General features: G+C 56.0%; 23 protein-coding genes. 9 read left to right on the top strand and 14 right to left on the bottom strand.

Features of this window, described 5'->3' with window-relative positions; genetic code table 11:
• Nucleotides 1-225 precede the first annotated feature (225 nt).
• Nucleotides 226-588: a YibL family ribosome-associated protein gene (locus ABLV17_RS02410; protein WP_015369186.1), complete on the bottom strand. Its 363-nt coding sequence runs from the start codon at nt 586-588 to the stop codon at nt 226-228.
• A gap of 275 nt (nt 589-863) precedes the next feature.
• Here ABLV17_RS02410 and ABLV17_RS02405 point away from each other — a divergent pair, with 275 nt between their 5' ends.
• Nucleotides 864-1,088, top strand: a complete 225-nt coding sequence (locus ABLV17_RS02405) for a hypothetical protein (protein WP_087858945.1) — start codon at nt 864-866, stop codon at nt 1,086-1,088.
• Here the strand turns inward: ABLV17_RS02405 and mtlR are convergent.
• The 3 genes from mtlR to mtlA form a co-directional block, all read right to left on the bottom strand.
• Nucleotides 1,077-1,673, bottom strand: a complete 597-nt coding sequence (gene mtlR / locus ABLV17_RS02400) for a mannitol operon repressor MtlR (RefSeq protein ID WP_020077694.1) — start codon at nt 1,671-1,673, stop codon at nt 1,077-1,079. The two genes, ABLV17_RS02405 and mtlR, sit on opposite strands and share 12 nt — an antisense overlap.
• Nucleotides 1,673-2,821 carry a mannitol-1-phosphate 5-dehydrogenase gene (gene mtlD / locus ABLV17_RS02395; RefSeq protein WP_348854070.1) on the bottom strand — a complete coding sequence of 383 codons (1,149 nt, stop codon included), beginning with the start codon at nt 2,819-2,821 and terminating at the stop codon, nt 1,673-1,675. The genes mtlR and mtlD overlap by 1 nt, the downstream gene beginning before the upstream one ends.
• Nucleotides 2,822-2,922: 101 nt before the next feature.
• Nucleotides 2,923-4,833, bottom strand: a complete 1,911-nt coding sequence (gene mtlA / locus ABLV17_RS02390; RefSeq protein ID WP_047047680.1) for a PTS mannitol transporter subunit IICBA — start codon at nt 4,831-4,833, stop codon at nt 2,923-2,925.
• Between the two features lie 538 nt (nt 4,834-5,371).
• Between mtlA and ABLV17_RS02385 the strand changes: the two genes are divergently transcribed.
• From ABLV17_RS02385 to yiaY, 6 genes are all read left to right on the top strand, one after another.
• Entirely contained in the window at nt 5,372-5,737 is a 366-nt protein-coding gene (locus ABLV17_RS02385; protein ID WP_087858947.1) for a DUF3302 domain-containing protein, read from the top strand.
• A gap of 2 nt (nt 5,738-5,739) precedes the next feature.
• On the top strand, nt 5,740-6,876 hold the full coding sequence (locus ABLV17_RS02380) for an HlyD family secretion protein (protein WP_087858948.1): 1,137 nt from the start codon (nt 5,740-5,742) through the stop codon (nt 6,874-6,876).
• A 91-nt stretch (nt 6,877-6,967) separates the two neighbouring features.
• On the top strand, nt 6,968-7,576 hold the full coding sequence (locus ABLV17_RS02375; RefSeq protein WP_113374033.1) for a glutathione S-transferase: 609 nt from the start codon (nt 6,968-6,970) through the stop codon (nt 7,574-7,576).
• 105 nt (nt 7,577-7,681) lie between these two features.
• Complete coding sequence (gene selA / locus ABLV17_RS02370) at nt 7,682-9,070, top strand: L-seryl-tRNA(Sec) selenium transferase (RefSeq protein ID WP_308957652.1); 1,389 nt, start codon at nt 7,682-7,684, stop codon at nt 9,068-9,070.
• The gene (gene selB / locus ABLV17_RS02365; RefSeq protein WP_308957653.1) at nt 9,067-10,926 is read left to right on the top strand and encodes a selenocysteine-specific translation elongation factor; all 1,860 of its coding nucleotides are present in this window, start codon (nt 9,067-9,069) and stop codon (nt 10,924-10,926) included. The genes selA and selB overlap by 4 nt, the downstream gene beginning before the upstream one ends.
• A gap of 169 nt (nt 10,927-11,095) precedes the next feature.
• The gene (yiaY, locus tag ABLV17_RS02360) at nt 11,096-12,247 is read left to right on the top strand and encodes an L-threonine dehydrogenase (protein ID WP_113374030.1); all 1,152 of its coding nucleotides are present in this window, start codon (nt 11,096-11,098) and stop codon (nt 12,245-12,247) included.
• Nucleotides 12,248-12,287: 40 nt separating this feature from the next.
• Here yiaY and araD read toward each other — a convergent pair whose 3' ends face one another.
• The 8 genes from araD to yiaK are packed head-to-tail and all read right to left on the bottom strand — an operon-like array spanning nt 12,288 to nt 19,851.
• Entirely contained in the window at nt 12,288-12,986 is a 699-nt protein-coding gene (gene araD, locus ABLV17_RS02355; RefSeq protein WP_213317596.1) for an L-ribulose-5-phosphate 4-epimerase, read from the bottom strand.
• A complete protein-coding gene (locus tag ABLV17_RS02350; RefSeq protein WP_087858954.1) occupies nt 12,980-13,840 on the bottom strand; it encodes an L-ribulose-5-phosphate 3-epimerase in 861 nt (286 codons plus the stop codon). The genes araD and ABLV17_RS02350 overlap by 7 nt, the downstream gene beginning before the upstream one ends.
• Entirely contained in the window at nt 13,833-14,495 is a 663-nt protein-coding gene (ulaD, locus tag ABLV17_RS02345; RefSeq protein WP_308957654.1) for a 3-keto-L-gulonate-6-phosphate decarboxylase UlaD, read from the bottom strand. The genes ABLV17_RS02350 and ulaD overlap by 8 nt, the downstream gene beginning before the upstream one ends.
• Nucleotides 14,492-15,997, bottom strand: coding sequence for an FGGY-family carbohydrate kinase (locus tag ABLV17_RS02340; RefSeq protein WP_348854069.1), 1,506 nt, complete (start codon nt 15,995-15,997; stop codon nt 14,492-14,494). The genes ulaD and ABLV17_RS02340 overlap by 4 nt, the downstream gene beginning before the upstream one ends.
• Nucleotides 15,998-16,044: 47 nt before the next feature.
• Nucleotides 16,045-17,364: an MFS transporter gene (locus tag ABLV17_RS02335; RefSeq protein WP_047047711.1), complete on the bottom strand. Its 1,320-nt coding sequence runs from the start codon at nt 17,362-17,364 to the stop codon at nt 16,045-16,047.
• Nucleotides 17,365-17,414: 50 nt separating this feature from the next.
• Nucleotides 17,415-18,338: a DUF4862 family protein gene (locus ABLV17_RS02330; RefSeq protein WP_348854068.1), complete on the bottom strand. Its 924-nt coding sequence runs from the start codon at nt 18,336-18,338 to the stop codon at nt 17,415-17,417.
• Between the two features lie 38 nt (nt 18,339-18,376).
• Nucleotides 18,377-18,841, bottom strand: a complete 465-nt coding sequence (locus tag ABLV17_RS02325; protein WP_213794194.1) for a YhcH/YjgK/YiaL family protein — start codon at nt 18,839-18,841, stop codon at nt 18,377-18,379.
• An 11-nt stretch (nt 18,842-18,852) separates the two neighbouring features.
• Nucleotides 18,853-19,851, bottom strand: a complete 999-nt coding sequence (gene yiaK, locus ABLV17_RS02320) for a 3-dehydro-L-gulonate 2-dehydrogenase (protein WP_045390698.1) — start codon at nt 19,849-19,851, stop codon at nt 18,853-18,855.
• A 217-nt stretch (nt 19,852-20,068) separates the two neighbouring features.
• Between yiaK and yiaJ the strand changes: the two genes are divergently transcribed.
• On the top strand, nt 20,069-20,887 hold the full coding sequence (yiaJ, locus tag ABLV17_RS02315) for an IclR family transcriptional regulator YiaJ (protein WP_045390824.1): 819 nt from the start codon (nt 20,069-20,071) through the stop codon (nt 20,885-20,887).
• A 118-nt stretch (nt 20,888-21,005) separates the two neighbouring features.
• Nucleotides 21,006-21,494 (top strand): 4Fe-4S binding protein, encoded by a 489-nt coding sequence (locus ABLV17_RS02310; protein ID WP_045390701.1) that lies wholly within the window; start codon nt 21,006-21,008, stop codon nt 21,492-21,494.
• A 37-nt stretch (nt 21,495-21,531) separates the two neighbouring features.
• Here ABLV17_RS02310 and avtA read toward each other — a convergent pair whose 3' ends face one another.
• Together avtA and ABLV17_RS02300 are read right to left on the bottom strand one after the other, a co-directional pair.
• Nucleotides 21,532-22,788: a valine--pyruvate transaminase gene (gene avtA / locus ABLV17_RS02305; protein WP_015369199.1), complete on the bottom strand. Its 1,257-nt coding sequence runs from the start codon at nt 22,786-22,788 to the stop codon at nt 21,532-21,534.
• 172 nt (nt 22,789-22,960) lie between these two features.
• Nucleotides 22,961-24,991, bottom strand: coding sequence for an alpha-amylase (locus tag ABLV17_RS02300; RefSeq protein ID WP_348854067.1), 2,031 nt, complete (start codon nt 24,989-24,991; stop codon nt 22,961-22,963).
• Nucleotides 24,992-25,209: the final 218 nt, after the last annotated feature.

Raw genomic sequence — 25,209 nt, 5'->3', positions numbered from 1 at the left:
TGGCCCAGCCAAATTGCGATTGTAGGGTTAACGACAATTGATGGTTAACCAAATGTTATGGCATGGCAACGCGTTTGTGATGCAAAGTGATGGATATGTGAACCGATTGACGGTTTAAGAAATAATTGGTTGGGCCAATTTGGCGAGGAAGGGGGAATTGGCTGTGAGTTCACGGCCCGGTAGGGCTACCGGGTAATAGACGACGAACTCACAGCGGGCAAAAGATTAAAACTCGCTCTTCGCGAAGCCGGTCATCTCTTTAAGGCCCATTTCACGGCCCAGCGCGGTCATCGGGTGGACGACAACCAGTCCGCGCACGCTTTTCTTCAGCTTGCCCATATCGGCCTGCTCTTTCTTGGTAATGGCGCGACGATGCGGCATGCTCATCAGCTTCTGCGCTTCTTTGCTCAGCTTCTGCGACTGAACGGAACGCAGACGTTCGATTTCCGTTTCCAGGGTCGCTTTTTCTTTTTCCAGCTCCGCGTATTTATCGGCGGCTTCGACCAGCGACAGGTCGGCCTGCTGGTGGCGGATGGCGTCGAGACGGTCGCTCAAACGCTTGATTTCATTCTTTTCGACTTCTTTCATGGTAATTTTATCTGTGAATAAAAGGGCTTCGACGTTACATAGTATGGGCCGGGCGGGCCTTTGTTGATAGTTTTTTATCGAAATACTCGCGGCGACACGGCCATAAGCATAAGAATCAATATATTATAATTGACTGAATAATAATGATATTGTCGTTTTAACTCAGCTGTTTGTCATTTTTGTGAAGCCTGACGGCCATTCCGCACGTTTTCCTCAACTTGCTCCCTTTTTTTCGCCAATCCTTAATCAGATCCCCCTGAACAGAGGAGAGCGTGATGGCGAAAATCGGCGACGGCATCCCACGTATCATCGATAAAACGGTAGATTTCATGGCCTCGAGCCAGGCGTTTATGGAATATCTGAAAAAATGCCCGCGTTTACAGCGGATACCGCGCGATATTCCTGAGGATAAAAAAGCGCTATTTCTGAGTCGTCTGGAGTATTACCGGCAGCTGTACCGGCCGACGTGCGACCAGCAAGAAACGGAGTCAGAGCGTTGATTTCTGGAAGGCTTTTTTTAAGCTGATTCGGGAAATCAGCTCAGTCAGAGACAACACCATCGTAGAACGTACCATCTGCTGGTAGCGCAGTTTCTGCATTGCCAGCAGTTCCTTATCGCTCTCATCAAACAGCGGCGTCGGCGGAAGCGCGGCGACGCAGTGCAGCTCGCCTAACGGCCCGAGAATTTCATCGTCGGTGAAAGCGTACTCATTGCCGTCATGATTGAGCTCTTCACGCAGGGCCATCAATAGCTCGGCATCTTCGTATTCGGCGCGGCTTATCACCCCAAGGCCGTAGATAAGCTTCAGGCGTACGGAAAGGTCGCCCAGCGGCCCACTGCCGTCCAGCAATGGCTCCACTGCGTATTTCACCGCGTAATCGTCTTTGCGGAATACCTGAAGTACCAGAATATTGACCGCCTCCGTCAGGAGTTCGACGGCGGCTATCAGGAAACTTCTTACGGTCTTACCAGCATTTAAACGCTCAAGTACGCGGTTTTCAAATGCCTGTGTTTCTTCCATTATTGCCTGCATATCGGACAGGAGTGGTATTGGGCGCGGCATCGGCCGCGCCAGGTTGTACATCATTTTACCGCGTTGTAGTCGTTAACGGCTTCCGCCACTACAGCGCTTGCGGCATCCAGACCGGAAATCTGCGCCAGCGCGGCCTGTGGCCCTTTTTCGGCAATCAGCGCCGCCAGCTCCTGCGCCTGCGGATCGTCTTCGCTGCGGAAATGCATGGCCGCGGCAATTCCTTTCACCAGGTTCCGGTTCGGAAGGCCGTATTCCAGCGTGCCAAGCAGCGGCTTGATCAAACGATCGCCCGCGCTCAGTTTACGCAGCGGCTGGCGGCCGACGCGCTCCACATCATCTTTCAGATACGGGTTCTCGAAACGACCAAGGATCTTCTGGATATAAGCCGCGTGTTTCTGCGCATCAAAGCTGTAGCGTTTAATCAGCACCGCGCCGCTCTCTTCCATCGCGCCTTTTACGACGGCGCGAATGTTCTCATCAAGAATCGCGTCGCGAATCGTTTGATGGCCCGCCAGTTTCCCGAGGTAGGCGGTTATAGCATGCCCGGTGTTTAAGGTGAATAGCTTACGTTCGACAAATGCCATCAGGTTATCGGTTAATTCCATTCCTGGGATGTTCGGCAGCTCGCCTTTAAACTGGGTTTTATCCACAATCCATTCGCTGAAGGTTTCAACGGTGACTTCCAGCGGATCGTGGGTAGCGGAAGCCGATGGCGGCACGATGCGGTCTACGGCGGAATCGACGAAGCCGATATGCGCTTCAACCCATGCTTTATCTTCTTCCGCCAGCGCGTTAAACACATGGCCTTTCAGCTGGGTGGTGCCGCGCACCATGTTTTCGCAGGCGATGATATTCAGCGGGCGTTCAATACCCTGCGCTTTGCGTTTCACCAGGCCTTTGGCGATGGCCGGAGCGATACGCTCCAGAACGACGGGACCGACGGCGGTGGTCACCAGGTCGACAGTGGCGATCAGATCCACCACTTCATCGCCAATGCTGCTGACGGCATTCACGCCGGAGACGGTGTCAACCTGTTCGTTTTCGCCCACCACGTGAACCTGATAGCTATGACGGGCATTCAGGGCGTCAAGGACCACCTGATTAACATCGGCGAACGTGAGGGTGATACCGGCGTCAGCCAGCAGTTTGCCAATGAAGCCACGTCCAATATTACCTGCGCCAAAATGTAATGCTTTCATAGTATTAACCTTCAATTAATGTTTTTACCTGAGAGGGCTGGGGTGAGGCATTTCCCTCACCCCAACCCTCTCCCAGAGGGAGAGGGAATGGACCTCGCGGGTTATTTATTCAGCAGCGACAGGACTTCTTCGACGCTGGTGGTTTTCGCCAGCCGCTCAATCACGGTTTCGTCATCCAGCGCGTTGGTCAGGCTGGTGATAACGTGAATGTGTTCGTTGTTGCGGGCGGCGATACCAATGACCAGACGTGCGACTTCATCTTCTTCTTCACCGAAGCGCACGCCTTCCGGATACTGGCAGAAGACGACGCCGGTTTTCAGCACCCGGTCTTTCGCTTCGATGGTACCGTGCGGTACCGCGATGGATTCGCCAAGATAGGTCGAGGTCAGCTTCTCGCGGTCGAGCATCGCCTGCACATATTCCGGCTCAACGTATCCACCTTTCACCAGTTGTTCACCGGCGAAGCGAATCGCCTCTTCTTTGGTGGCCGCTTTGCGCCCAAGGAAGATGTTATCCGCGCCCAGCTGGAACAGATTTTTGTCGTCATTATCAAAACTATCTTTCAGGCTATCGGTGACTTTCACTTCGTTGTCGATGTGGCGCTGGGCCGCCACCAGACGCTCGGTCAGGCTGGTGTACAGGCCGCTGTCGAGGAAGTTGGTCAGCGAAATATGCTGCGCCTGTGGTACCTGGCGCATGGCGCGCTCGGTCAGATCGCGGTGGGTGATCACCAGGTCGACATCCGGCGGCAGGTTGTTAATCGCGCTGTTGGTAACCGAAATGTTGCTCAGTCCGGCATCCTGCACCTTCTTACGCAGTACCCCGGCGCCCATGGCGCTGGAACCCATACCGGCGTCGCAGGCAACGATGATTTTACGCACGTGGCTCAGGTCGTTAGCCACGTCGCCCGCCGCCAGCGGCGTCGCCGCGCCTTTGGACTCGGCCTTCATGTCGTGCATGCGACGAGTCGCCGCTTCGATATCGTCTTCTTCTTTCACTTTGCTGGTTTTCAGCAGGATGGCAGAGACAATAAAGGAGACCGCCATCGCCGCAATAATGGCCGCGATGTTAGCGAAGTAGGCGCCTTTTGGCGTCATCGCCAGTACCGCCAGAATGGAACCCGGGGAAGCAGGGGAAACCAGGCCGCCGTTGAGGATAGTCAGGGTGAAGACGCCGGTCATACCGCCGAGGATAACGGCCAGAATCAGACGCGGGTTCATCAGCACGTACGGGAAGTAAATTTCGTGAATACCGCCCAGGAAGTGGATGATTGCCGCACCGCCCGCAGACTGCTTCGCGCTGCCGCGGCCAAAGAACATGTACGCCAGCAGAACGCCCATCCCCGGACCCGGGTTAGCTTCAATCAAGAAGAAGATGGATTTGCCAAGCTCATGGGACTGCTGGATACCCAGCGGCGAGAAGATACCGTGGTTAATCGCGTTATTGAGGAACAGGATTTTCGCCGGTTCAACAAAGATAGACGCCAGCGGCAGCATGTCGTGCGCCACCATGAAGTTAACGCCGGCCGCCAGCAGTTTTGACAGCACTTCAACCGCCGGGCCGATGCCGAGGAACGCCAGAATGGCAAGGATCATCCCGATAATGCCGGCGGAGAAGTTATTCACCAGCATTTCGAAACCGGATTTGATCTTACCGTCTACCCAGGCGTCAAATTTCTTAATGCAGTAGCCGCCGAGCGGGCCGGCGATCATCGAGCCGAGGAACATCGGCATATCCGCACCAACGATAACGCCCATGGTGGTGATAGCGCCGACGACGCCGCCTCGTTCGCCGCCAACCAGCTTACCGCCGGTATAACCGATCAGCAGCGGCAGCAGGTAGGTGATCATCGGGCCGACCAGCTTCGCCAGCGTCTCGTTCGGCAACCACCCTGTTGGAATAAATAACGCGGTGATAATCCCCCACGCGATAAACGCGCCGATATTCGGCATCACCATATTGCTGAGGAAACGACCAAAGCTTTGCACTTTGATCTTGATATCGGATGACATAAAACACCCCTTCTTCTGTTTTGCTTATCGCGCAGGCTGAACGCCCGAGGTTTGTTGTTAATGTGGCGGCAGAGGTAGCCGGACCCTGATTGATAGTGCGAAATCTGGCACTGAATCGTTAAGCTGTCCAGCGAGCGACTTTTTATGTGATTTGCGTCACATGAATATAGGTGTCTGGTACTTATATGTAGTGATCTTCATCACAAAAATGATGTGTAAAAAAACAACAACAGGAGATGAATGGCCATAAATCGCATATTTATGTGACGTTTATCACATTATAACTTTGTGTTTTTGTTATTTGTTTGTGATGCATATCACAAAATATTTTGCACTCAATTCCGCTGTGTGTGATCCACCGCAGGTTCTGCTTTCCCCAGCGGCCAACGATGTAACTTTGCAACCCGTCTGGGCGAAGAACATTTTTTGCCGCTAATGGCGGAAATGAAAGCGGTGAATTATGCTCAAATTGTCAGTCAGGCGTCGCTTCAGCGGCGTTCACAATTCCAATAATCTATTAGCGTGAATCGAGGAAATTATGTTTCTCAATTATTTTGCGCTGGGCGTTCTGATCTTCGTTTTCCTGGTTATTTTTTACGGGATTATTATTTTGCACGATATTCCGTATCTGATCGCGAAGAAACGTAATCACCCGCACTCTGATGCGATTCACGTCGCAGGGTGGGTTAGCCTGTTTACGCTGCACGTGATATGGCCATTTTTATGGATTTGGGCGACCCTTTATCAGCCGGAACGCGGCTGGGGAATGCAGCATAAGCCGAATGACGCAGAGCCTGATGGCACCGACAGCGAGCTGGCGCAGCTCAATCAGCGTATCGCGGAACTTGAACATAAAATCGCGCATTTGCAGCCGACAGCGCCGCCGTCCTCGCCGGAGAAATAATCATGGACCTGTTGATCATTTTGACGTACGTGGCCATTGCGTGGTCGGTATTTAAAATATTCCATATTCCGGTAAATAAATGGACAGTCCCGACAGCGGCCTTAGGCGGTGTATTTATTGTTAGCGCGCTTATTTTATTAATGAACTATAACCACCCTTATACTTTTACTGCGCAGAAAGCGGTTATTTCCATTCCTATTACGCCGCAGGTTACCGGCATTGTTAGCAGCGTGACCGATAAAGCCAACCAGCGGGTGAAAAAGGGCGAAGTACTATTTACTATCGACCCGGCGCGCTACCAGGCGCGTGTCGACAGGCTGCAGGCCGATCTGGTCACCGCATTGCACAGTATCAACACCCTGAAAGCCCAACTGCAGGAAGCGCAGGCGAACACCGTGCGCGTTTCCGCCGAGCGCGACCGGCTGTATAAAGATTATCAGCGCTATTTGAAAGGCAGCCAGGCGCGGGTCAATCCGTTTTCGGAAAGCGATATCGATAATGCGCGGCAAAACTACCTTGCCCAGGATGCGTTGGTGAAAGCCTCGGTTGCCGAGCAGGCGCAGATTCAGAGCCAGCTGGATAGCACGCTGAATGGCGAACAGTCGCAGGTGGTGAGCCTGCGCGCGCAGTTGGCGGAAGCGAAATATAACCTCGATCAGACCACCGTCCGGGCGCCGAGCGATGGTTACATTACCCAGGTGCTGATTCGCCCGGGAACCTACGCCGCGTCGCTGCCGCTGCGCCCGGTGATGGTCTTTATTCCGCAACAGAAACGGCTAATTGTCGCCCAGTTCCGCCAGAACTCGTTGCTCAGGCTGGAGGCCGGCGATGATGCCGAAGCGGTGTTTAACGCCCTGCCAGGCCAAGTATTCCACGGTAAACTGGTCAACGTATTGCCGGTGGTACCGGGTGGGACTTATCAGGCGCAGGGTTCGCTGCAGTCGCTGAGCGTCACGCCGGGTAGCGATGGCGTGCTGGCGACAATTGAGCTGGATCCGGATGCGCAGGTCGATGCGCTACCCGACGGCATCTATGCCCAGGTGGCGGTCTATTCCGACCATTTCACCCACGTGTCGGTGATGAGAAAAGTGCTGCTGCGCATGACCAGCTGGATGCACTACCTCTATCTCGATCATTAATGCGATCGGCGGCAGGTTGAGACAATGTCGCGCCTGCCATTTGCCTGCGCCTGAACCATACTGATCTTTTCGTTGGCGAAAGGAGCAGGCAATGAAACTTATCGGCAGCTACACCAGTCCTTTTGTACGCAAAATTTCTGTCATCTTGCTGGAAAAGGCGATCCCCTTCGAGTTTGTGAACGAATTCCCCTATAACGACGTCAACGGCGTGGCGCAGTACAACCCGCTGGGTAAAGTTCCGGCGCTGCTGACCGATGACGGCGCATGCTGGTTTGATTCGCCCATTATTGCGCAATATCTTGAACTGCTTAACGTCGCGCCGGCGATGCTGCCTACGGAACCTCTGGCGGCGCTGAAGATGCGGCAGCTTGAAGCCTTGTCTGACGGCATCATGGAGGCGGCGATCGCGCTGGTGCGGGAAAAAGCGCGTCCGGCGGCGCAGCAGTCAGAAACCGAACTGCTCCGCCAGCGGGAAAAAATCGCCCGCGGTCTTGATATGTTGGAAGGGTACGCCGCCGACGGCACCTTGCGTCACGGTGAGCTGAATCTGGCGACCATTACTGCCGCCTGCGCCATTGCTTATCTCAATTTCCGTCGCGTGGCGCCCGGCTGGTGCGCGACGCGGCCAAAACTGGTCAAACTGGTCGAGACGTTATTTCAGCGCGCCAGTTTTGCACGTACCGAACCGCCAGGGAGTTGACCCAGGCAGGTAACAGTTTCCTCGCGCAGGCGTTACAATCGCCACTCATTGTTGACTCCCTCTCCCGTCGGGAGGGGGGAAAATAACTTATCGTCAGGTTCACTCATGTCTACCGATACTCGCGCGCTTTATACCCGGCTTCCGGCCATTGATCGTTTACTTCGCGATCCCGCTTTTGCTTTACTGCTCGATCGCCATGGCCATTCGCAAATTGTGGCGCTGCTGCGCCAGATGTTGGATGAGGCGCGGGAGCATATCCGCCAGGCGCAGGCATTGCCAGAGTGGTGCGACGACTGGCCTCAGGAGACCGCCAGCCGGCTGAACCATAGCCAGCAGAGCGCGCTGCGTCCGGTATTCAACCTGACGGGCACCGTGCTGCACACCAATCTGGGTAGAGCCATTCAGGCGGAAGCCGCGGTGCAGGCGGTGGCGCAGGCGATGCGCGCGCCGGTCACGCTGGAATACGATCTCGACGATGCCGGGCGCGGTCATCGCGACCGGGCGCTGGCCGATCTGCTGTGCCGGATCACCGGCGCGGAAGATGCCTGTATCGTCAATAACAACGCGGCGGCGGTGCTGCTGATGCTGGCGGCGACGGCCAGCGGGAAAGAAGTGGTGGTCTCGCGCGGCGAACTGGTCGAGATCGGCGGCGCATTTCGCATCCCCGATGTCATGCGCCAGGCCGGTTGTCTGCTACATGAAGTGGGCACCACTAACCGCACCCACGCCAAAGATTATCGTCAGGCTATCAATGAGCAGACCGCCCTGCTAATGAAAGTGCATACCAGCAACTACAGCATTGAAGGCTTTACCAAAGCGGTCGATGAGGCGGAGCTGGCGGAAATTGGCCGCGAACATGGCGTGCCGGTGGTGGCCGATCTCGGCAGCGGCTCGCTGGTGGATTTGAGCCAGTACGGCTTGCCGAAAGAACCGATGCCGCAGGAATTGATTGCGGCGGGCGTGAACCTGGTGAGCTTTTCCGGCGATAAGCTGCTTGGCGGGCCGCAGGCGGGGATTATCGTCGGCGATCGGGCGTTGATCGCGAAGTTACAGAGTCATCCGCTTAAGCGCGCGCTGCGGGCGGATAAAATGACGCTGGCGGCGCTGGAGGCGACTCTGCGGCTGTATCTGCATCCGGAAGCGCTGACCAACGATCTGCCGACGCTACGTCTGCTAACCCGCCGCGCCGAGGATATCCGCCAGCAGGGCGAGCGTATTCAGCCTGCGTTAGCGGCGCACTATAGCGATTTTGACGTGCGCGTCGAAGCGTGTTTGTCGCAGATCGGCAGCGGGTCGTTGCCGGTCGACCGACTGCCCAGCGCCGCGTTAACCTTTACGCCGCGCGATGGTCGCGGCAGCCAGCTGGAAGCGCTGGCCGCCCGCTGGCGCGCCTTGCCGATACCGACGATCGGCAGAATTTATGATGGCCGCTTATGGCTGGATCTGCGCTGTCTTGAAGATGAACCCCGGTTTATGGAGATGTTATTGAGATGATTATTGCCACCGCCGGACATGTGGACCACGGCAAAACCACGCTGCTGCAGGCGATTACCGGCGTTAACGCCGATCGCCTGCCGGAAGAGAAATCGCGCGGGATGACTATCGATCTCGGCTACGCCTATTGGCCGCAGCCTGATGGCCGGGTGTTAGGTTTTATCGATGTGCCGGGGCATGAAAAGTTTTTGTCCAACATGTTGGCCGGCGTGGGCGGGATCGATCACGCGCTGCTGGTGGTGGCCTGCGATGACGGCGTGATGGCGCAAACCCGCGAGCATCTGGCGATTCTGCAGCTGACGGGAAAACCGACGTTAACCGTCGCGTTGACCAAAACGGACCGCGTGGACGCGGCGCGCGTTGCCGAAGTTCGGGCGCAGGTGGAATCCACGCTGAGCGAGCTGGGGTTCGACGACGTGGCTTTCTTCGCTACCGCGGCAACGGAAAACCTTGGCATTGCCGAACTGCGCAGCCATTTGCTACAGCTGGCCGAGCGCGCGCATCCGCAACAGCAGCGTTTTCGTCTGGCGCTGGATCGCGCCTTTACCGTCAAGGGCGCGGGGCTGGTGGTGACCGGGACGGCGTTATCCGGCGAGGTAAAAATCGGCGATACCCTCTGGCTGACCGGCGCCAATAAACCCATGCGCGTCCGCGGGCTACATGCGCAGAATCAGCCGGTTGAACAGGCGCGGGCCGGGCAGCGCATCGCGCTGAATATCGTTGGCGATGCGCAAAAAGAGGATCTCAGCCGCGGTGACTGGCTGCTCTCGGCTCAGCCCGCAGAACCTTGCGAGCGGGCGATCGTCGAGCTGACCTGTCACGCGCCGCTCAGCCAGTGGCAGTCGCTGCATATCCACCATGCCGCCAGCCATATCACCGGCCGCGTTTCGCTACTGGAAGGCAATCTGGCCGAGCTGGTGCTGGATACGCCGCTGTGGCTGGCGGATAACGATCGCCTGGTATTGCGCGATATTTCCGCCCGCTTGACGCTGGCCGGCGCGCGGGTGGTGACGCTGAATCCGCCGCGCCGCGGTAAACGCAAGCCGGAGTATCTGCAGTGGCTTTACGCGCTGGCCGAAGCGCAGGGCGACGACGTGCAGGCGTTGGATATACATCTGCAGCGCGATGCGGTGCGTCTTGACGAGTTTGCCTGGGCGCGGCAGCTGAGCGCTGACGGCCTCACGGCATTAATTAACCGTCCGGACTATCTGCAGGCCGGGAATAGCCTGCTTAGCGCGCCGCTGGCCGCCCGCTGGCAGAAAAAACTGCTCGACGCGCTGGCCCGTTATCACGACCAGCATCGCGATGAACCGGGGCCGGGGCGCGAACGTCTGCGGCGGATTGCGCTGCCGATGGAAGATGAAGCGCTGGTACTGCTGCTGATTGAGCAGATGCGCAGCAGCGGCGTCATTCAAAGCCATCACGGCTGGCTGCACCTGCCGGAGCATAAAGCCGGGTTTACCGATGAGCAGCAGGCCATCTGGCAGCGGGCGGAGCCGCTCTTCGCCGATGAGCCATGGTGGGTACGCGACCTGGCGCGCGATCTGAACGTCGAAGAGTCGTTGATGCGCGCGGTGCTGCGCCAGGCGGCGCAGCAGGGGATGATTACGGCGATCGTGAAAGATCGTTATTATCGCAACGATCGGATTGTTGAATTTGCGCAATTGATCCGCCGTCTGGATCTGCTGCGTGGTTCCACCTGCGCGGCGGATTTTCGCGATACGTTAAATATTGGCCGTAAACTGGCGATTCAAATACTCGAATATTTCGACCGCATTGGCTTTACCCGCCGCCGGGGCAACGATCATCTACTTCGCGATGCGCTGTTATTCCCTGAAAATAAAAACGGCGAATAATAACGCAAATGGAAAATTAAGCCGGTAATGTTTAACAGTACGTTAAAAAAGGAAATATTAACGTACTGTTTTTCATCCAATTTCTTGCCAGAAATGGCGTTCAGGTCATGTTTTTTATTACGACATCCTCGTACCCTTCCATGATATTCACCTAAATGAAGGAATCATCATGGCTGCATCGACTTTTTATATTCCGCCAGTGAACGTCATTGGCACTGGTTCTGTTACTGAAGCGATGAATACTATCCAGCAATACGGATATCGTCGGGCATTAATCGTCACCGACGCGATGCTGAATAAATTAGGTATGGCGGGTGAAGTACAAAAGGCGTTACAGGAACGGGATATTTTCAGCGTGGTGTATGACGGCGTGCACCCCAACCCGACGACCCTGAACGTCGAAAGCGGTCTGGCGCTGCTAAAAGAAAATAACTGCGACTGCGTGATTTCCCTGGGCGGCGGCTCGCCGCACGATTGCGCGAAAGGCATCGCGCTGGTCGCGGCAAACGGCGGCAACATCCGTGACTATGAAGGGGTGGACCGTTCGGCGAAACCGCAATTGCCGATGATCGCTATCAATACCACCGCCGGTACGGCTTCCGAAATGACCCGCTTCTGCATCATTACCGATGTCGATCGCCACATCAAAATGGCGATTGTCGATAAGCACGTGACTCCGGTTCTGTCGGTTAACGACTCCTCGCTGATGATGGGGATGCCGAAATCGCTGACCGCCGCCACCGGTATGGACGCGCTGACTCACGCTATCGAAGCCTATGTTTCCATCGCGGCGACGCCGATTACCGATGCCTGCGCGTTGAAAGCCATGACCATGATTTCACAGAATTTAACTCATGCAGTGGAAGATGGCAGTAATGAACAGGCGCGTGAAGCGATGGCCTATGCGCAGTTCCTTGCCGGTATGGCCTTCAACAACGCGTCGCTGGGCTACGTCCACGCGATGGCGCACCAGCTGGGCGGCTTCTACGATCTGCCGCACGGCGTCTGCAACGCCGTCCTGCTGCCGTTTGTGCAGGAGTACAACTGCAGCGTCGCCGCCGCGCGTCTGCGTGACTGCGCGCAGGCGATGGGCGTGAACGTAGCCGGGCTGAATGACAAACAGGGGGCGGAAGCCTGCATCGCGGCCATCCGCGAGCTGGCGCGTAAAGTCGGCATCCCGGCTGGTCTGCGCGATCTGAACGTTAAAGAAGAGGATATTCCGCTGCTGGCCAGCAACGCGCTGAAAGATGCCTGCGGTTTAACCAATCCGATTCAGGCGACCCACGAAGAGATTATGGCGATTTTCCGCGCCGCGATGTAATCCGAAAAACTCCCCGGCGGTGATATGCCGCCGGGTGATGTTAGTTTTGCCCGTAATAGGCATTCGCGCCGTGCTTACGCAGATAATGTTTATCGAGCAGTTCTTGCTGCATATCGGCCAGTTGTGGCGTGAGCTGACGGGAAAAAAGCCCCATATAGGCGCACTCTTCGAGGACGACGGCGTTATGCACGGCGTCGGCGGCGTTTTTACCCCACGCAAACGGACCGTGTGAATGCACTAGCACTGCCGGGACCTGCATGGGATCGAGATCGCGCGCTTCAAAGGTTTTAACGATCACCTCGCCGGTCTGATACTCATATTCACCATTAATTTCATCGGCGGTCATCAGGCGGGTACAGGGGATCGCGCCATAAAAATAATCCGCGTGCGTGGTGCCCCAGGCCGGTAAATCCAACCCTGCCTGCGACCAGATCGTCGCGTGGCGCGAATGGGTGTGAACGATACCGCCAATTTGCGGGTAGCGGCGGTACAACGCAAGGTGGGTTGGCGTATCGGAGGAGGGCTTTTTAGCGCCTTCAACCACATGGCCGCTGGCGATATCGACGACCACCATGTCGTCAGCCTGCATGACGTCGTACTCCACCCCGGATGGCTTGATAACCATCAGCTTTCCCGTTTCGTCGACGGCGCTCACGTTGCCCCAGGTGAACGTCACCAGCTGATGCGCAGGTAGCGCCAGGTTGGCGGCTAATACCTCAGACTTCAATTGTTCTAACATGTGAAACCTCCTTCTTGCATCCGCGCTTCTATCCAGCGGCGCGCCTGAATAATTTCCAGTACCGGTTCTTTGGCTTTTTCCGTCCACATTTCAATTAAGAATGAACCGCGATAGTTCAGCTCATGCAGCGTTTTGAAGATGCCGACAAAATCGACACAACCCTCGCCGAAGGGGATGTCGCGAAACTGCCCCGGCGATTGTGCGGTTACGGGTAGCGTGTCTTTAAGATGGATAGCGGCGATGCGGTCGATGCCCAGTTTGAGCTCGGCGCTGACGTCGTTGCCCCAGGCGCTCAGGTTGCCGACATCCGGATAGACGCTGAACCACGGCGAGGCAAGCATCTCGTCCCATTTTTTCCACTTGCTGATGGAGTTCATAAATGCGGTATCCATGATTTCGACCGCCAGCATGACCTGCGCCGCGGCCGCCTGTTCGACCGCCCACGCCAGTCCTTCGGCAAAACGCTGCTGTGTGCCGTCATCGTGTTCTTCGTAGTAGACGTCATAGCCTGCCAGTTGGATGGTGCGGATCCCTAAATCGCGAGCCAGTTGAATGGCTTTGGTCATGATCTCGCGCGCCCGCAGCCGGGTTGATTCATCGCGGCTGCCAAACGGGAAGCGACGATGGGCAGACAGGCACATTGAGGGGATGGCTACCCCGGTTTCCAGCATCGCCGCGACCAGCGAGGCGCGCTGGGTGGCGCTCCACTCCAGGCGCGCCAGACGCTCATCGGTTTCATCGACCGACATTTCGACAAAATCAAAACCGCAGCTTTTCGCCAGCACCAGCCGTTCCGGCCAGCTAAGGTTTTTCGCCAGCGCTTTCTCATAGATACCTAAGGGATGATTACGCATGCTGTTCTCCCCAGATGGCGTCGATTTGGGCGTGGAAATCACCTGCCACCTGCGCGGGCTGCGCCGCGCCCGCCAGCGCGCGTCCGGCAATAAACGCTTTGACGTCAATATCGCTAAACAGGGATAAGTCGGCCGGCGTGATGCCGCCGGTAATAGACAGTTGCAGGCCGATATCCGACAGCGCTTTCATACGCGCCAGATCGGCGTCGCCCCACTGCTGGCCGCTGGCCTGCGCATCGCGGCCGCGGTGATAAATCGCCTGGCGGACGCCGATGCGGTACCAGTCGCGCGCGTCGTCCAGCGTCCAGTTACCGAAGAGTTCGATCTGAATGTCGCCGCCGCAGGACTGGGCGACGGCATGGCCTTTCTCAACGGTCGCCAGCGGCGCGGCGCAGATAATGGTCATCCAGTTGGCGCCTGCGGCAAAGGCCTGTTGAGCCAGCGTTTCGCCAGCGTCGGCGACTTTCCAGTCGGCGACGATAATTTTATCCTGACACTGGGCGCGCAGGGCTTTTACCGCGTTGAGTCCTTCGGTCAGGCACAGAATTGTGCCCGCTTCCACGATATCAACGTGATGGCGCAGTACGGCGACATCGCGCTGGGCGGCTTCCAGGCTGGTATGGTCGAGCGCCAGTTGCAGTAATGGTCGGCTCATAATGTGTGCTCCTTAATGCGGGCGTGGTAGCCCTGTAGTGCGCTAATCAATTGCTGGTATTGGCGGTATTTACGCTGATAAAGACGGTGTGCGGTCATGTCAGGCTGCAGGGTTCGTACCGGATGCTGCAGGCTGCTCAGGGCCTCGCGGAAGTGGCGATAGACGCCGGTGCCGACGCGGGCGGCAAGCGCGGCGCCAAAACAACCGGTCTCTTCAACCTGCGGCAGTTCGATGCGCAGACCGCTGACGTCCGCCAGCATTTGCATCCATACCTCGGAATGCGCCGGACCGCCGGTGACGCGCAGAGCCTGGACTTGGGTAAAGCGCTCGCGCATGCGGTTGAGATGCGTCATATGGCTGAAGACCACCCCTTCATACACCGCCTGTAGTAAATGCGCGCGGGTGTGCATGGCCTGCATGCCGTAAAAACCGCCGGTCATCTCCAGGCCGGCGTTGCTACCGTAAAGGAACGGCAGAAAGAAGAGCTCGCTACCGGCTGTTGGCAGGCTGGCGACGGCCTCATTAATCTCGGTAAATGAGAGCCCTCCCCACTGCGCGGTAAACCATTCAAGATTGCCGGAAGAGGTGGGGCTCGCTTCGTGCACAATGTATTCGCCGTCATTGACGAACCGGCCATAGACGTAAGGATGAGCCTCATGCTCACGCAGCCCGTGGGTGATCCCGCTGGTGACCGCCCAGGTTCCCATCACCGCATTGAGCACTGATTCATCGTTGAGGCCCGCGCAGAGCGCGGTAGAAACCACATCAAACAGACCGCCGACGACGGGCGTTCCCGCCGCCAGACCGGTAACGGCGGCCGCCTGAGCGGTGATTTCCCCGCATATTTCCGCAGAGCCGACGATCGGCGGCAGCGCCTCGTCAATTTCACTAATGCCTAACCACCGGGTCAGGCGCGGGTCGTATTGCCCGCTGTGCATGTTGTAGAGATTGGACTCAGAAATGTTGCTCTCTTCGCAGCCCTTCATCCCGGTTAAACGCCAGCGAAGATAATCATGGGCCATCATGACGCAGCCGATTTGCCCATAGCGCTGCGGTTCATTTTCTTTCAGCCACCGCAGCAATGAAGCGGGATGGCCGGTCCACAGCGTCTGGCGGGTAAGGGGGTAAAGCCGCTCAGGGATGCCATCCTGCTGCCAGCGTTGAACGATTTCCAACGCCCGACGATCGGAGGAGAGCATCGCGTTACCTAACGGGCGATCCTGTTTATCAAGCAGAAATAGCCCTTTGCCCTGCGCGGAGATAGCGATACCTTTGATTTGCTTGCCATTGACGTTGGCGGCGCTGAGCAGCCTGGCGATGGTTTCATGGCAGCGTTGCCAGAGCAGATCCATTTCCCGCTCGGCGTAGCCCGGCTGCGCGCTGAGGGTGCGTAAAGGGCAGCGCTCGATACGCCGCTCTACGCCCTGGCTGTTATATAAACCGGCTTTTAGATAAGTACCGCCACAATCGATACCCAGCCAGAAGGTCTCTTTTTCACTCATCTTAGTCTTCCAGTTTTCCGGACGACGCCTGGCCATCCGGGGCAGTTTTAAGCTGCGTGGTTACGTGGAGTCATGGTCTTTGCGGGTGCTGCGCCGGCATCGCATTTTGCCGGCAGCAGCAGCGCCATCAGGGCCGCCAGCGCCAGTGAGATAGCCAGGCAATAAACGCCGGCATCTTTGCTGTAGAGGGTGATCAGTACGCCTACGGCGTAAGGGCCGCAGAAGCCGCCGAGGTTGCCGAGAGCGTTGATCACCCCGCGGGCTCCACCGGCCATTTCGGCGCTGAACAGGCGCGCCGGAATGGTCCAGAACACACCGGCGGCGGATTGCAAGAAGAACCCGCAGCCAACCAGCGCGGCATAGGCCAGCCAGATGTGATTTTTCAACGCCACGGAGAGGAACATGCACAGTGCGAAGCCGATCAGCGGCAGGCAGACGAATAGCTTGCGTTTGCCGGTACGGTCGGAGAGCGAAGAGAAAAGGAACATACCGGCAATCGCGCCAACGTAGGGCAGGATGGCGAGCACGCCGACTTGCCCCATACTGCTATGGGTCAGCTCTTTCAGAATGGTCGGCAGCCACAGGGTGTAACCGTAAATCCCGGTTTGATAGAAAAAGTTAAGGGCGATGAGCTGCCACATGGTTTTGTCAGAGAGCACCGCGCCGAGCGAGGCATTTTTGACTTCAGTTCCGGCAATCGCCTTTTGCTCCGCCGCCAGCGTTTCGACCAGGTAGGTTTTTTCCGCTGCTGATATCCAGCGCGCTTCCTGCGGGCGGTCATAAACGGTGTATGCCCACAGCGCCAGCACGACCACCGAGAGCAAGCCTTCGATAATAAATAGCCAGCGCCAGTCGAGAACGGTGATGATCCAGCCTGACAGCGGGGCGGTAATAATCCCGGCAATCGGCACAAACATAATCACAATGGCGTTGGCGCGGCCGCGTTCAGCGTCCGGGAACCAGTTGCTGATCATCGTTAGCACCACCGGCAGCATGCCGCCTTCCGCCACCCCTAATAAGAAGCGCAGGATCAGCAGTTGGTATTGATTGGTGATTAAACCGGTCAGTACGGAAATAATGGCCCAGGCGACCAGCGACCAGCCGATAAATTTCTTGCCGCTGCCGTGTACGGCGATTTTTCCGCCAGGGACTTGTAAGAATAAATAACCAATAAAGAAAATACCACCAGCGAGCCCCGCCATGGTAGCGGAAATACCCAGTTCGGCATCCATACCGCCCGGCATCGCAAATGCGATATTAACGCGGTCCATATAGGAAATAATACAGGCAATAAGAATCGGTGGGATAATTCTCAGCCAACGCTGGCGTGGAATATCTTTTGCTGTAGGGCGAGAGGTCATGTTCATATTAATATTCTCGTAGAGTAAATATTATGACAATGAAAACGTAGTTGTTCTTATGCGTTTTTTAATATGCTGATACCGTCACGCAAAATGGCTATGCGGTGGTTAACATCGGCATTTGGGTCTATTTCCAATAATTTAATACCGGCGAACTGCAACGATGCGCCTGCAGCGCAGGCGAAAATATCGCGGGCATGCTGCGCGGTCATCAGGCTTTGCGGGCAGAAGGGCGCAAATGGCGCGTGTAAATCCTGCCATTCGCCATATTCACCCTGGCGGGTGGTTCCGGAAAACATCAGCGCGCCCAGTTTACCGGCCTGTTTAACCTGCCGGGTATGGGCCAACGGCAGCGCGGTATCGCGGCCTTCAATGGCCGAGCGCGCCCAGTTGATGCACACGCTTATCTCATGGTCGGCAATGACTTCCAGTACATTATCCAGTGGCAGAAAGCCTTTACGCGGCGCTGGGCCATTCATCGCGTCACAGTGTTCCAGCACCAGATCGCAGCGCCAGTCCCAACTGGCGATTTCTTTGAGCGAGCGTGAAAAGGCGTCCGTTGCCTGGGCGATGTTTTGATCTCCCGCCAGCGGCGCGGCCTGTAACTCAAGCGCGGCGACTTTACCGGGTTGAATACCGTTGATTTTATTAATTTTGCGATGAAGGTGGCGGTAGTATTCAACGCAGGCTACACGCTGTTGTTCATCGCTGGAGGCCAGGCCGAAGCCGGCGTTTTCTCCGCGGCGGCGCATGGTTTCCATAATGGCGGTAATCACAATTTGCCAGTTATCCGGCGTATGGCGCAGCAGCCACTCATCGCCTAATGGATGGATATGCTCAAGACAAGGCTGTTCTATGCCACGAATATCTGGAGTATCGGCAAGTTGTCGCCAGAATTCCTTCTCTTCCTCTTCACTCTTTTGGTGAAATGAGGGTGCACAGGGATACGCACCGATAATATAACCGGTAGTAATATTCATTATGTGCTCCTGTAAATTTAATGAGATGATTAGTTCTTTTACAGAATATCGATAGCTACCTTAACGACGATTTTTCTAATAGGGGTAGCGGTGCTTTTAATACACCCAGGTCGATGTACATCTTGTGGGAAGAATATGGCATAGCTACCGGGTATCATTTCAATAAACGATTCGTGTTCACTATCGTGATAAAAAATAATATCGCGCTGTTCTAATAACGATTCGCTGATCTGGTTATTCCCATTATCAATGGCGATACCTATTTTTTCTTCACCGGAAGCGAGAAATTGAATATCTAAATAATGCCGATGTACCTCCGGACGGTTTTCTGTCGCCGTACGGGTAGTCAGATCGATGATCTGCGCAAAAATATTCTTACCATCAATTTCGACGACGCCGGGGGGCTGGTGGCGAAAATCGGTAGTCCGAAGAAAATCGAGCGCCTTTTCAATCGCTGCCGGTAGACGGCAAGGATTCGGTTGTGAAATATGGCCGAAAATCATAGTGGTTTCCCCTACAGAGCCTGAATTTTGGCCCATACGCTGTCGTCGACGGTGATCCCGTTACGGCGGTTTTCTTCCAGTAATCGCGTAAACTCGTGGCCCGGTAGGCGGACCGCTACATTTTCATCGGCGCGTTCGGCGGTGGTGATGAAGTCCATGATCCGCTGTAGTTTGGCGTCACGCGTTTTGCCATCAATGAGCTTGTCGACTTCAATAGCGATGAAAATCTGCGATACGCCATATTCGTCGCTATTGTCCTGGGTGACTTCAGCAACGGAGGAACCGTTGGAAAGTAGGGTGGCTATCATATCCAGCACAATTGATAAACCGGAACCCTTCCAGTAGCCCATCGGCAGGATACGGCGATTTTTCTCAATCACGCCGGGCTCTTTCGTCAAATTACCGTCATCATCAAACCCGCCATCTACCGGCAGCGTGCGACCAGCCAGGCGATTAACCTCCAGCATGCCGTAGGAGAACATCGACATCGACATATCGACCATTGTGATCGGAGTGGATGGAATTGCCACGATCAGCGGATTGGTGCCAATGCGGCACTCTTTAGCGCCCCACGGCGGCATGACGGCGATAGAGTTGGTCCAGCAGATGCCTATATAGCCTTTTTCCGCCGCCTGCCAGCCGTAGCTGCCGCCGCGCATCCAGTGATTGGCGTTGCGTAATGCCACCAGGCCAATGCCATGGTCGGAGGCCAATTCAATGGCGCGATCCATCATCTTTTTCGCCGTCAGATTGCCAATCGAACGCCGGGCATCCCACTGCTCAATAGCGCCAAGGCTGGTGACGCGCTGAGGTTTCGCATCCGGAATGATATCGCCGTTATCCAGTTGCTGAATAAAACGTGGAAAGCGATTCACTCCGTGTGAGTAGACGCCGGATTCCGTGGTGCGGGCGAACATTTCCGCGCAGGCGTCGGCGGTTTCCGCCGCAATACCGCGTGAGAGTAATACCCGATTGAACGCCTCTTTTAGCTGCGCAAAAGTTACTTTCATTCCCGTGTTCCCCTTAGGGTTTGAGTGATTTTTTATCTTCATGTTTCACATATCGAAATCTGATTTCAAATATAACGATCAATTTTTGACAGATCAACGGCAGATGCTATTTTTAAAAATCATTAAAATCAGTTGGTTGTGTTTTTTCGGTTCAGATCGTGAACTGAACCACACTTTGCGCTACCATCAGAGCGCGATTAAAAAGGAAGCCGAAGCGATGGGCACAAAAGAGAGTGAAATGACGCAAGAGAAAGAGAGGCCAGCCGGAAGCCAGAGTCTATTTCGCGGGTTAATGCTGATTGAGATCCTCAGTAACTATCCAAACGGTTGTCCGTTGGCGCATCTGTCTGAACTGGCGGGCCTGAATAAAAGTACCGTGCATCGGTTGTTGCAGGGCCTGCAGTCCTGCGGCTACGTTACTCCGGCGCCTGCCGCCGGAAGTTACCGCCTGACCACCAAATTTATTGCCGTTGGGCAAAAGGCGCTGTCGTCGCTGAATATTATTCATGTCGCTGCGCCGCATCTTGAAGCTTTAAACATCGCCACCGGCGAGACGGTGAACTTCTCCAGCCGTGAGGACGACCACGCGATTCTGATTTATAAGCTGGAGCCGACTACCGGTATGCTGCGTACCCGCGCCTATATTGGCCAGCATATGCCGCTGTACTGTTCGGCGATGGGTAAGATCTACATGGCGTTCGGCCATCCTGACTACGTTGCCAGCTACTGGGACAGCCATCAGGATATTATTCAGCCGTTGACCCGTAACACCATTACCGGCCTGCCGGCGATGAACGACGAGCTGGCGCAGATTCGCGAACGTAATATGGCGATGGATCGCGAAGAGAACGAACTCGGCGTCTCGTGCCTGGCGGTACCGGTATTCGATATTCACGGTCGCGTGCCTTACGCCATTTCGATTTCGCTGTCGACTTCGCGCCTGAAACAGGTTGGTGAGAAAAATCTGCTCAAACCATTGCGTGAAACGGCAGAGGCGATTTCCCGCGAGCTGGGGTTTGTGATTCGCGAAGGCTAAGGCAACTGGCGAGATCTTGCTGGGTATTTGCCTAAAACGCAGCTGATTCCATTCAGGATCAAAGCGCACAGCGGGGTTTTTCTGGCACGCTGCGTTTTTATCCCGAATGGAGTTGAGGATGAACCGGTTTATTATCGCCGATGCGCAAAAGTGTATCGGCTGTCGAACCTGCGAGGTGGCCTGCGTGGTGTCGCATCAGCAGGGGCAGGATTGTTCTACCGTTTCTGCAAGACGCTTTGCGCCGCGGATCCGGGTAGTGAAGAGCGATGAGCTATCAACGGCGACGCTGTGCCGTCAGTGCGAGGATGCGCCCTGCGCGAACGTCTGCCCGGAAGGGGCAATACGCCATGAAGGCGACGTCTGGCGTGTCGATCAACGGCTGTGCATTGGTTGTAAAAGCTGTATGGTGGCGTGCCCTTATGGGGCGATGACGGTGATGTTGACCGACGAAGGCGTGCAGGCGCTGAAGTGCGATCTGTGCGCGCACCGGCAAACGGGACCGGCGTGCGTAGCGGCCTGTCCGACTCAGGCGCTGCGCTGTATTGAGCCCGCCGAGCTGGAAAGATTAAGCGCCGAGCGCCGCCGTTGGGCGGCGCAGGCAATGTAACTGCATGTTCCCGGCCAGCGATGGCCGGGAAACACCATCAGGCGTCTTGCTCCTGCCAGGCGCGCTCAATCTCTTCGGCAAGAATTTTAACCCCCGCCTCGATTTTCTCCGGGTCCGGCACGTAGTTCATGCGCATGCACTGATGCGTATGCGGCCACGGCTTGTCCAGCCCCGGGAAGAAGTAATCGCCCGGCACCATCAGCACGCCGCGTTGTTTCAGGCGCTGATACAGCAGCTCGGTGGAGATCGGCAGATCCTTAAACCACAGCCACAGGAAAATCGCCCCTTCTGGTTTATGAATCAGGCAGCGTTCTTCCGGCAAATAGCGGCGAATGGTAGCGATGGTTTCCTGAACACGCTGATAATAGAACGGTTTAATCACCGTCTCCGACAGCCGTAGCAGGTCCTTACGCTTGATCATTTCGCACATCATCGCTGGCCCAATCCCGCCAGGAGCGAGGCTGATAATGCCGTTCATATTACTGATCGCGGTGATGATTTTCTCGTTGGCGATGATGATTCCGCAGCGGGTGCCCGGCAGCCCGAGCTTGGATAAGCTCATACATAGCACGATGTTCGGGTTCCACAGCGGGCGCGCTTCGCTAAAAATAATGCCCGGGAAAGGCACGCCATAGGCGTTATCAATAACCAGCGGCACGCCGTGCTGATTGGCGAGGGCATCAAGCTTAATAAGCTCTTCGTCGGTAATGACGTTGCCGGTCGGGTTAGTTGGCCGGGAGACGCAGATCATTCCCGTCTCTTCGGTGATCTGCAGGTGTTCGAAGTCCACGTGATATTTGAACTGGCCTTCCGGCAGCAGCTCAATGTTGGGGCGGGTGGCGACAAACAGATCCTCTTCCAGCCCGGAATCGGCGTAGCCGATATATTCCGGCGTCAGCGGGAACAGCACCTTGCGGGTGGTGCCGTCGGCACGGCGGCCGGCAAACAGGTTAAATAAGTAGAAAAATGCGCTCTGGCTGCCATTCGTCAGAGCAATATTCTGTGGTTCGATCTCCCAACCTAATTCTTCGCGCAGCATTTGCGCAAGCAAGGTCAGAAGCTCGCTTTTCCCTTGCGGACCATCATAATTGCAAAGCGCATCAAGGGCTTTGCCGTTATCCAGCATATCGGCCAGCAGGCTATTGAAGTATTCATTCATCTCCGGGATTTGCGCGGGGTTGCCGCCGCCCAGCATGATCGCGCCCGGTGTGCGCAGGCCGTCATTGAGGTCTTCCATCAGGCGGGTGATGCCTGAATGACGGGTGAATTTGTCGCCGAAAAGTGAAAATGTCATCGCGGATATTCTGTTGGTCTTCTGGAAAGGGAATTACCATAACGCCAGCGTCAACGCGGTGCAAATCGGCACAGGAGGGAGCGATTTATTTTTTGTTCTGCTAACAGTGTAAGTTTTAGTCATTTGTGCTGAAAAGGCTCCAGCCAGCGGCAAGGAGCCCGGTAAGCGACTGCTATTGCTGTCCGGCCCAGACAACCATCACTTTATCAGCGCTGCTTTCACGTACGAAACCATAGCCCTGCTCTAGCGTCAGCGTCTGTTGTTTTCCCATACCAATGGCCGGATGGCGGGCGCGGAATTGGGCGATTTTTTGCCAGTGCGCGACGTTATCGGATGCGCTACCGGCAACATCCTGCCAGTTCATATCGGAGCGTGTACCCTGCAGCGGGTCGGAACCCGTGGGGCCGAACGGGCGCGAAGACTCATCGCCATAGAAGAGTTGTACGGCGCCTGGGGCGAGTAATAACAGTTCCGCCGCCCGGCTGCCGCCTTCGCGGAACAAGCGGGTATCGTGCGAGGAGAGATAGCTCAGCACGTTGAAATCCTGCAGCTTGTCCGCCATCTGCTGCCAGGTGGCGTCCATGTTTGCCAGACAGTCCACCGCTTTCGCCGCCCGATCCTGATAATCGAAATTGATCATCGCGTCGAAGCCGTGGCGATAGTAGTCGCTTTGCATCACGCCGTGGCCCCAGGCCTCGCCGGTCATCCAGAATGGCGCGTCATCCAGCGCTTTCTGAGGATTCGCTTTTTTCCATTCCGCCAGCGCGGCCGTGGCCTGCGTTTTGAGCTGTTGCCAGGCATCCGGTTCGACGTGTTTTGCGGTATCGACGCGGAAGCCGTCAATACCGTAATCGCGTACCCATTGGCTGAGCCAGTGGGTCAGATAGTCGCGCGGCGTGAAGCCGGCTATCTCTTTGGCGGCGGTATCCGGCTTGTGACGGTAGAAATTTGGCAAGCCAGAAGGGAGCGTCGATTCGGTTTTCAGGTCCGGCAGGAACGCCAGCGACAGGGTGAAATCGTCGAAACCGGGATTGTCGTAGTTGCCGATATCGGTGCGGATCCATTTTTTTCCCCACCATTGTTCCCAGCCTGCTTTATCGCTGAAATTGATGTAATCATTGAAGCTGTGCCAGCTTTGCCCTGGCGCTGGTTTCCAGTCGGTCCAGCGCTCGCCAAGCGTTTTTTTCAGTTCATCGCCTTTCAGGTACAGCGAGCCGAAGTGAAATTCCTGCATATCGGCAAGCGTGGCGTAACCAGTATGGTTCATGACGACATCAAACAGGACGCGCATGCCGCGCCGATGGGCCTCATCAACCAGTTGCCGAAGGTCGGCTTCGTCGCCCATGTTGGCGTCAAGACGGGTCCAGTCCTGGGTGTAGTAACCGTGATAGGCGTAGTGGGGAAAGTCGCCTTTGGTGCCGCCGCCGACCCAGCCGTGAATTTGCTCCAGCGGTGAACTTATCCATAGCGCGTTGACGCCAAGCTGTTGAAGATAATCCAGCTTGCTGGTCAGCCCCTGTAAATCGCCGCCGTGGAAGGTGCCTATCTCCTGCATACCGTCTTTATGGCGCCCGTAGCTGTTGTCGTTGGCCGGATTGCCGTTAACGAAGCGATCGGTCAGGACAAAATAGATAGTGGCGTTATGCCAGTTAAACGGCGCGCTGGCGGCGCTATCCGCTTTTTCAAACAGCACGAGCCCATTACTGTCTGCGGCGGGCTGCAGCGTGATTTTACCTGCTTTCACCGTGGCGAGATTACCGCTGTAAAAATCACGCACCTGGCTTCCCTCGGCAAACGTCTGGCCGACATCGAGCGTCAGCGGTTTACCATCCCATTTCGGACACTGGCGCATCAGCGGCTGCGTGCTGGCCGTGTCCTGTGCCGCCAGCGACAGCATCAGCGTTGGCGTGCCGGAGCGGGTATCGACTTCCAGCGTATAGCGCCCGTCGCGGAACACGCGCCACTGCGGCGGCGTATCCCGACAAGGTTCCAGCGACAGCATCTGATTGAGTTTTATCGCCCCCGCAGGCTGCCAGCACTGTTGGTCAAAACTTATCCGCAAAGGGCGGGTACCCTTCGTCACCTCATTTTGCGTCGTGAAGCGGCCAGTATCCTGTTCAGTGAAGGTGGGAAAGTCAGCGGTTGTCCAGGCGGCAAAGGCCATCCCGGGCAGCAGTAGCGAGGCGAGCGCAGCGAGTTTCATGCCGGAGTCCTGTTAGCGGTTTTTATCACAGAGTGCCTGCGCGCCATAAGGTTGAACTCATCCTGCCGGTAATTTTGCGGGGAGGATGAAAAGGGGTGAGTGATTTAGTTCAAAAAATGAGCTATAAATGAGACGGAGATAGCATTTCTGCACCTTCGCGACGGTGCAGAAACCGATTTCAGATGACAGCGATTCGGAATTGGACTATTTCTCTTGAT

The sequence above is a fragment of the Klebsiella sp. CN_Kp091 genome, from assembly GCF_040065095.1.
Classification (GTDB): Bacteria; Pseudomonadota; Gammaproteobacteria; order Enterobacterales; family Enterobacteriaceae; genus Klebsiella; species Klebsiella aerogenes.
This window is presented reverse-complemented; position numbering and strand designations above follow the sequence as displayed.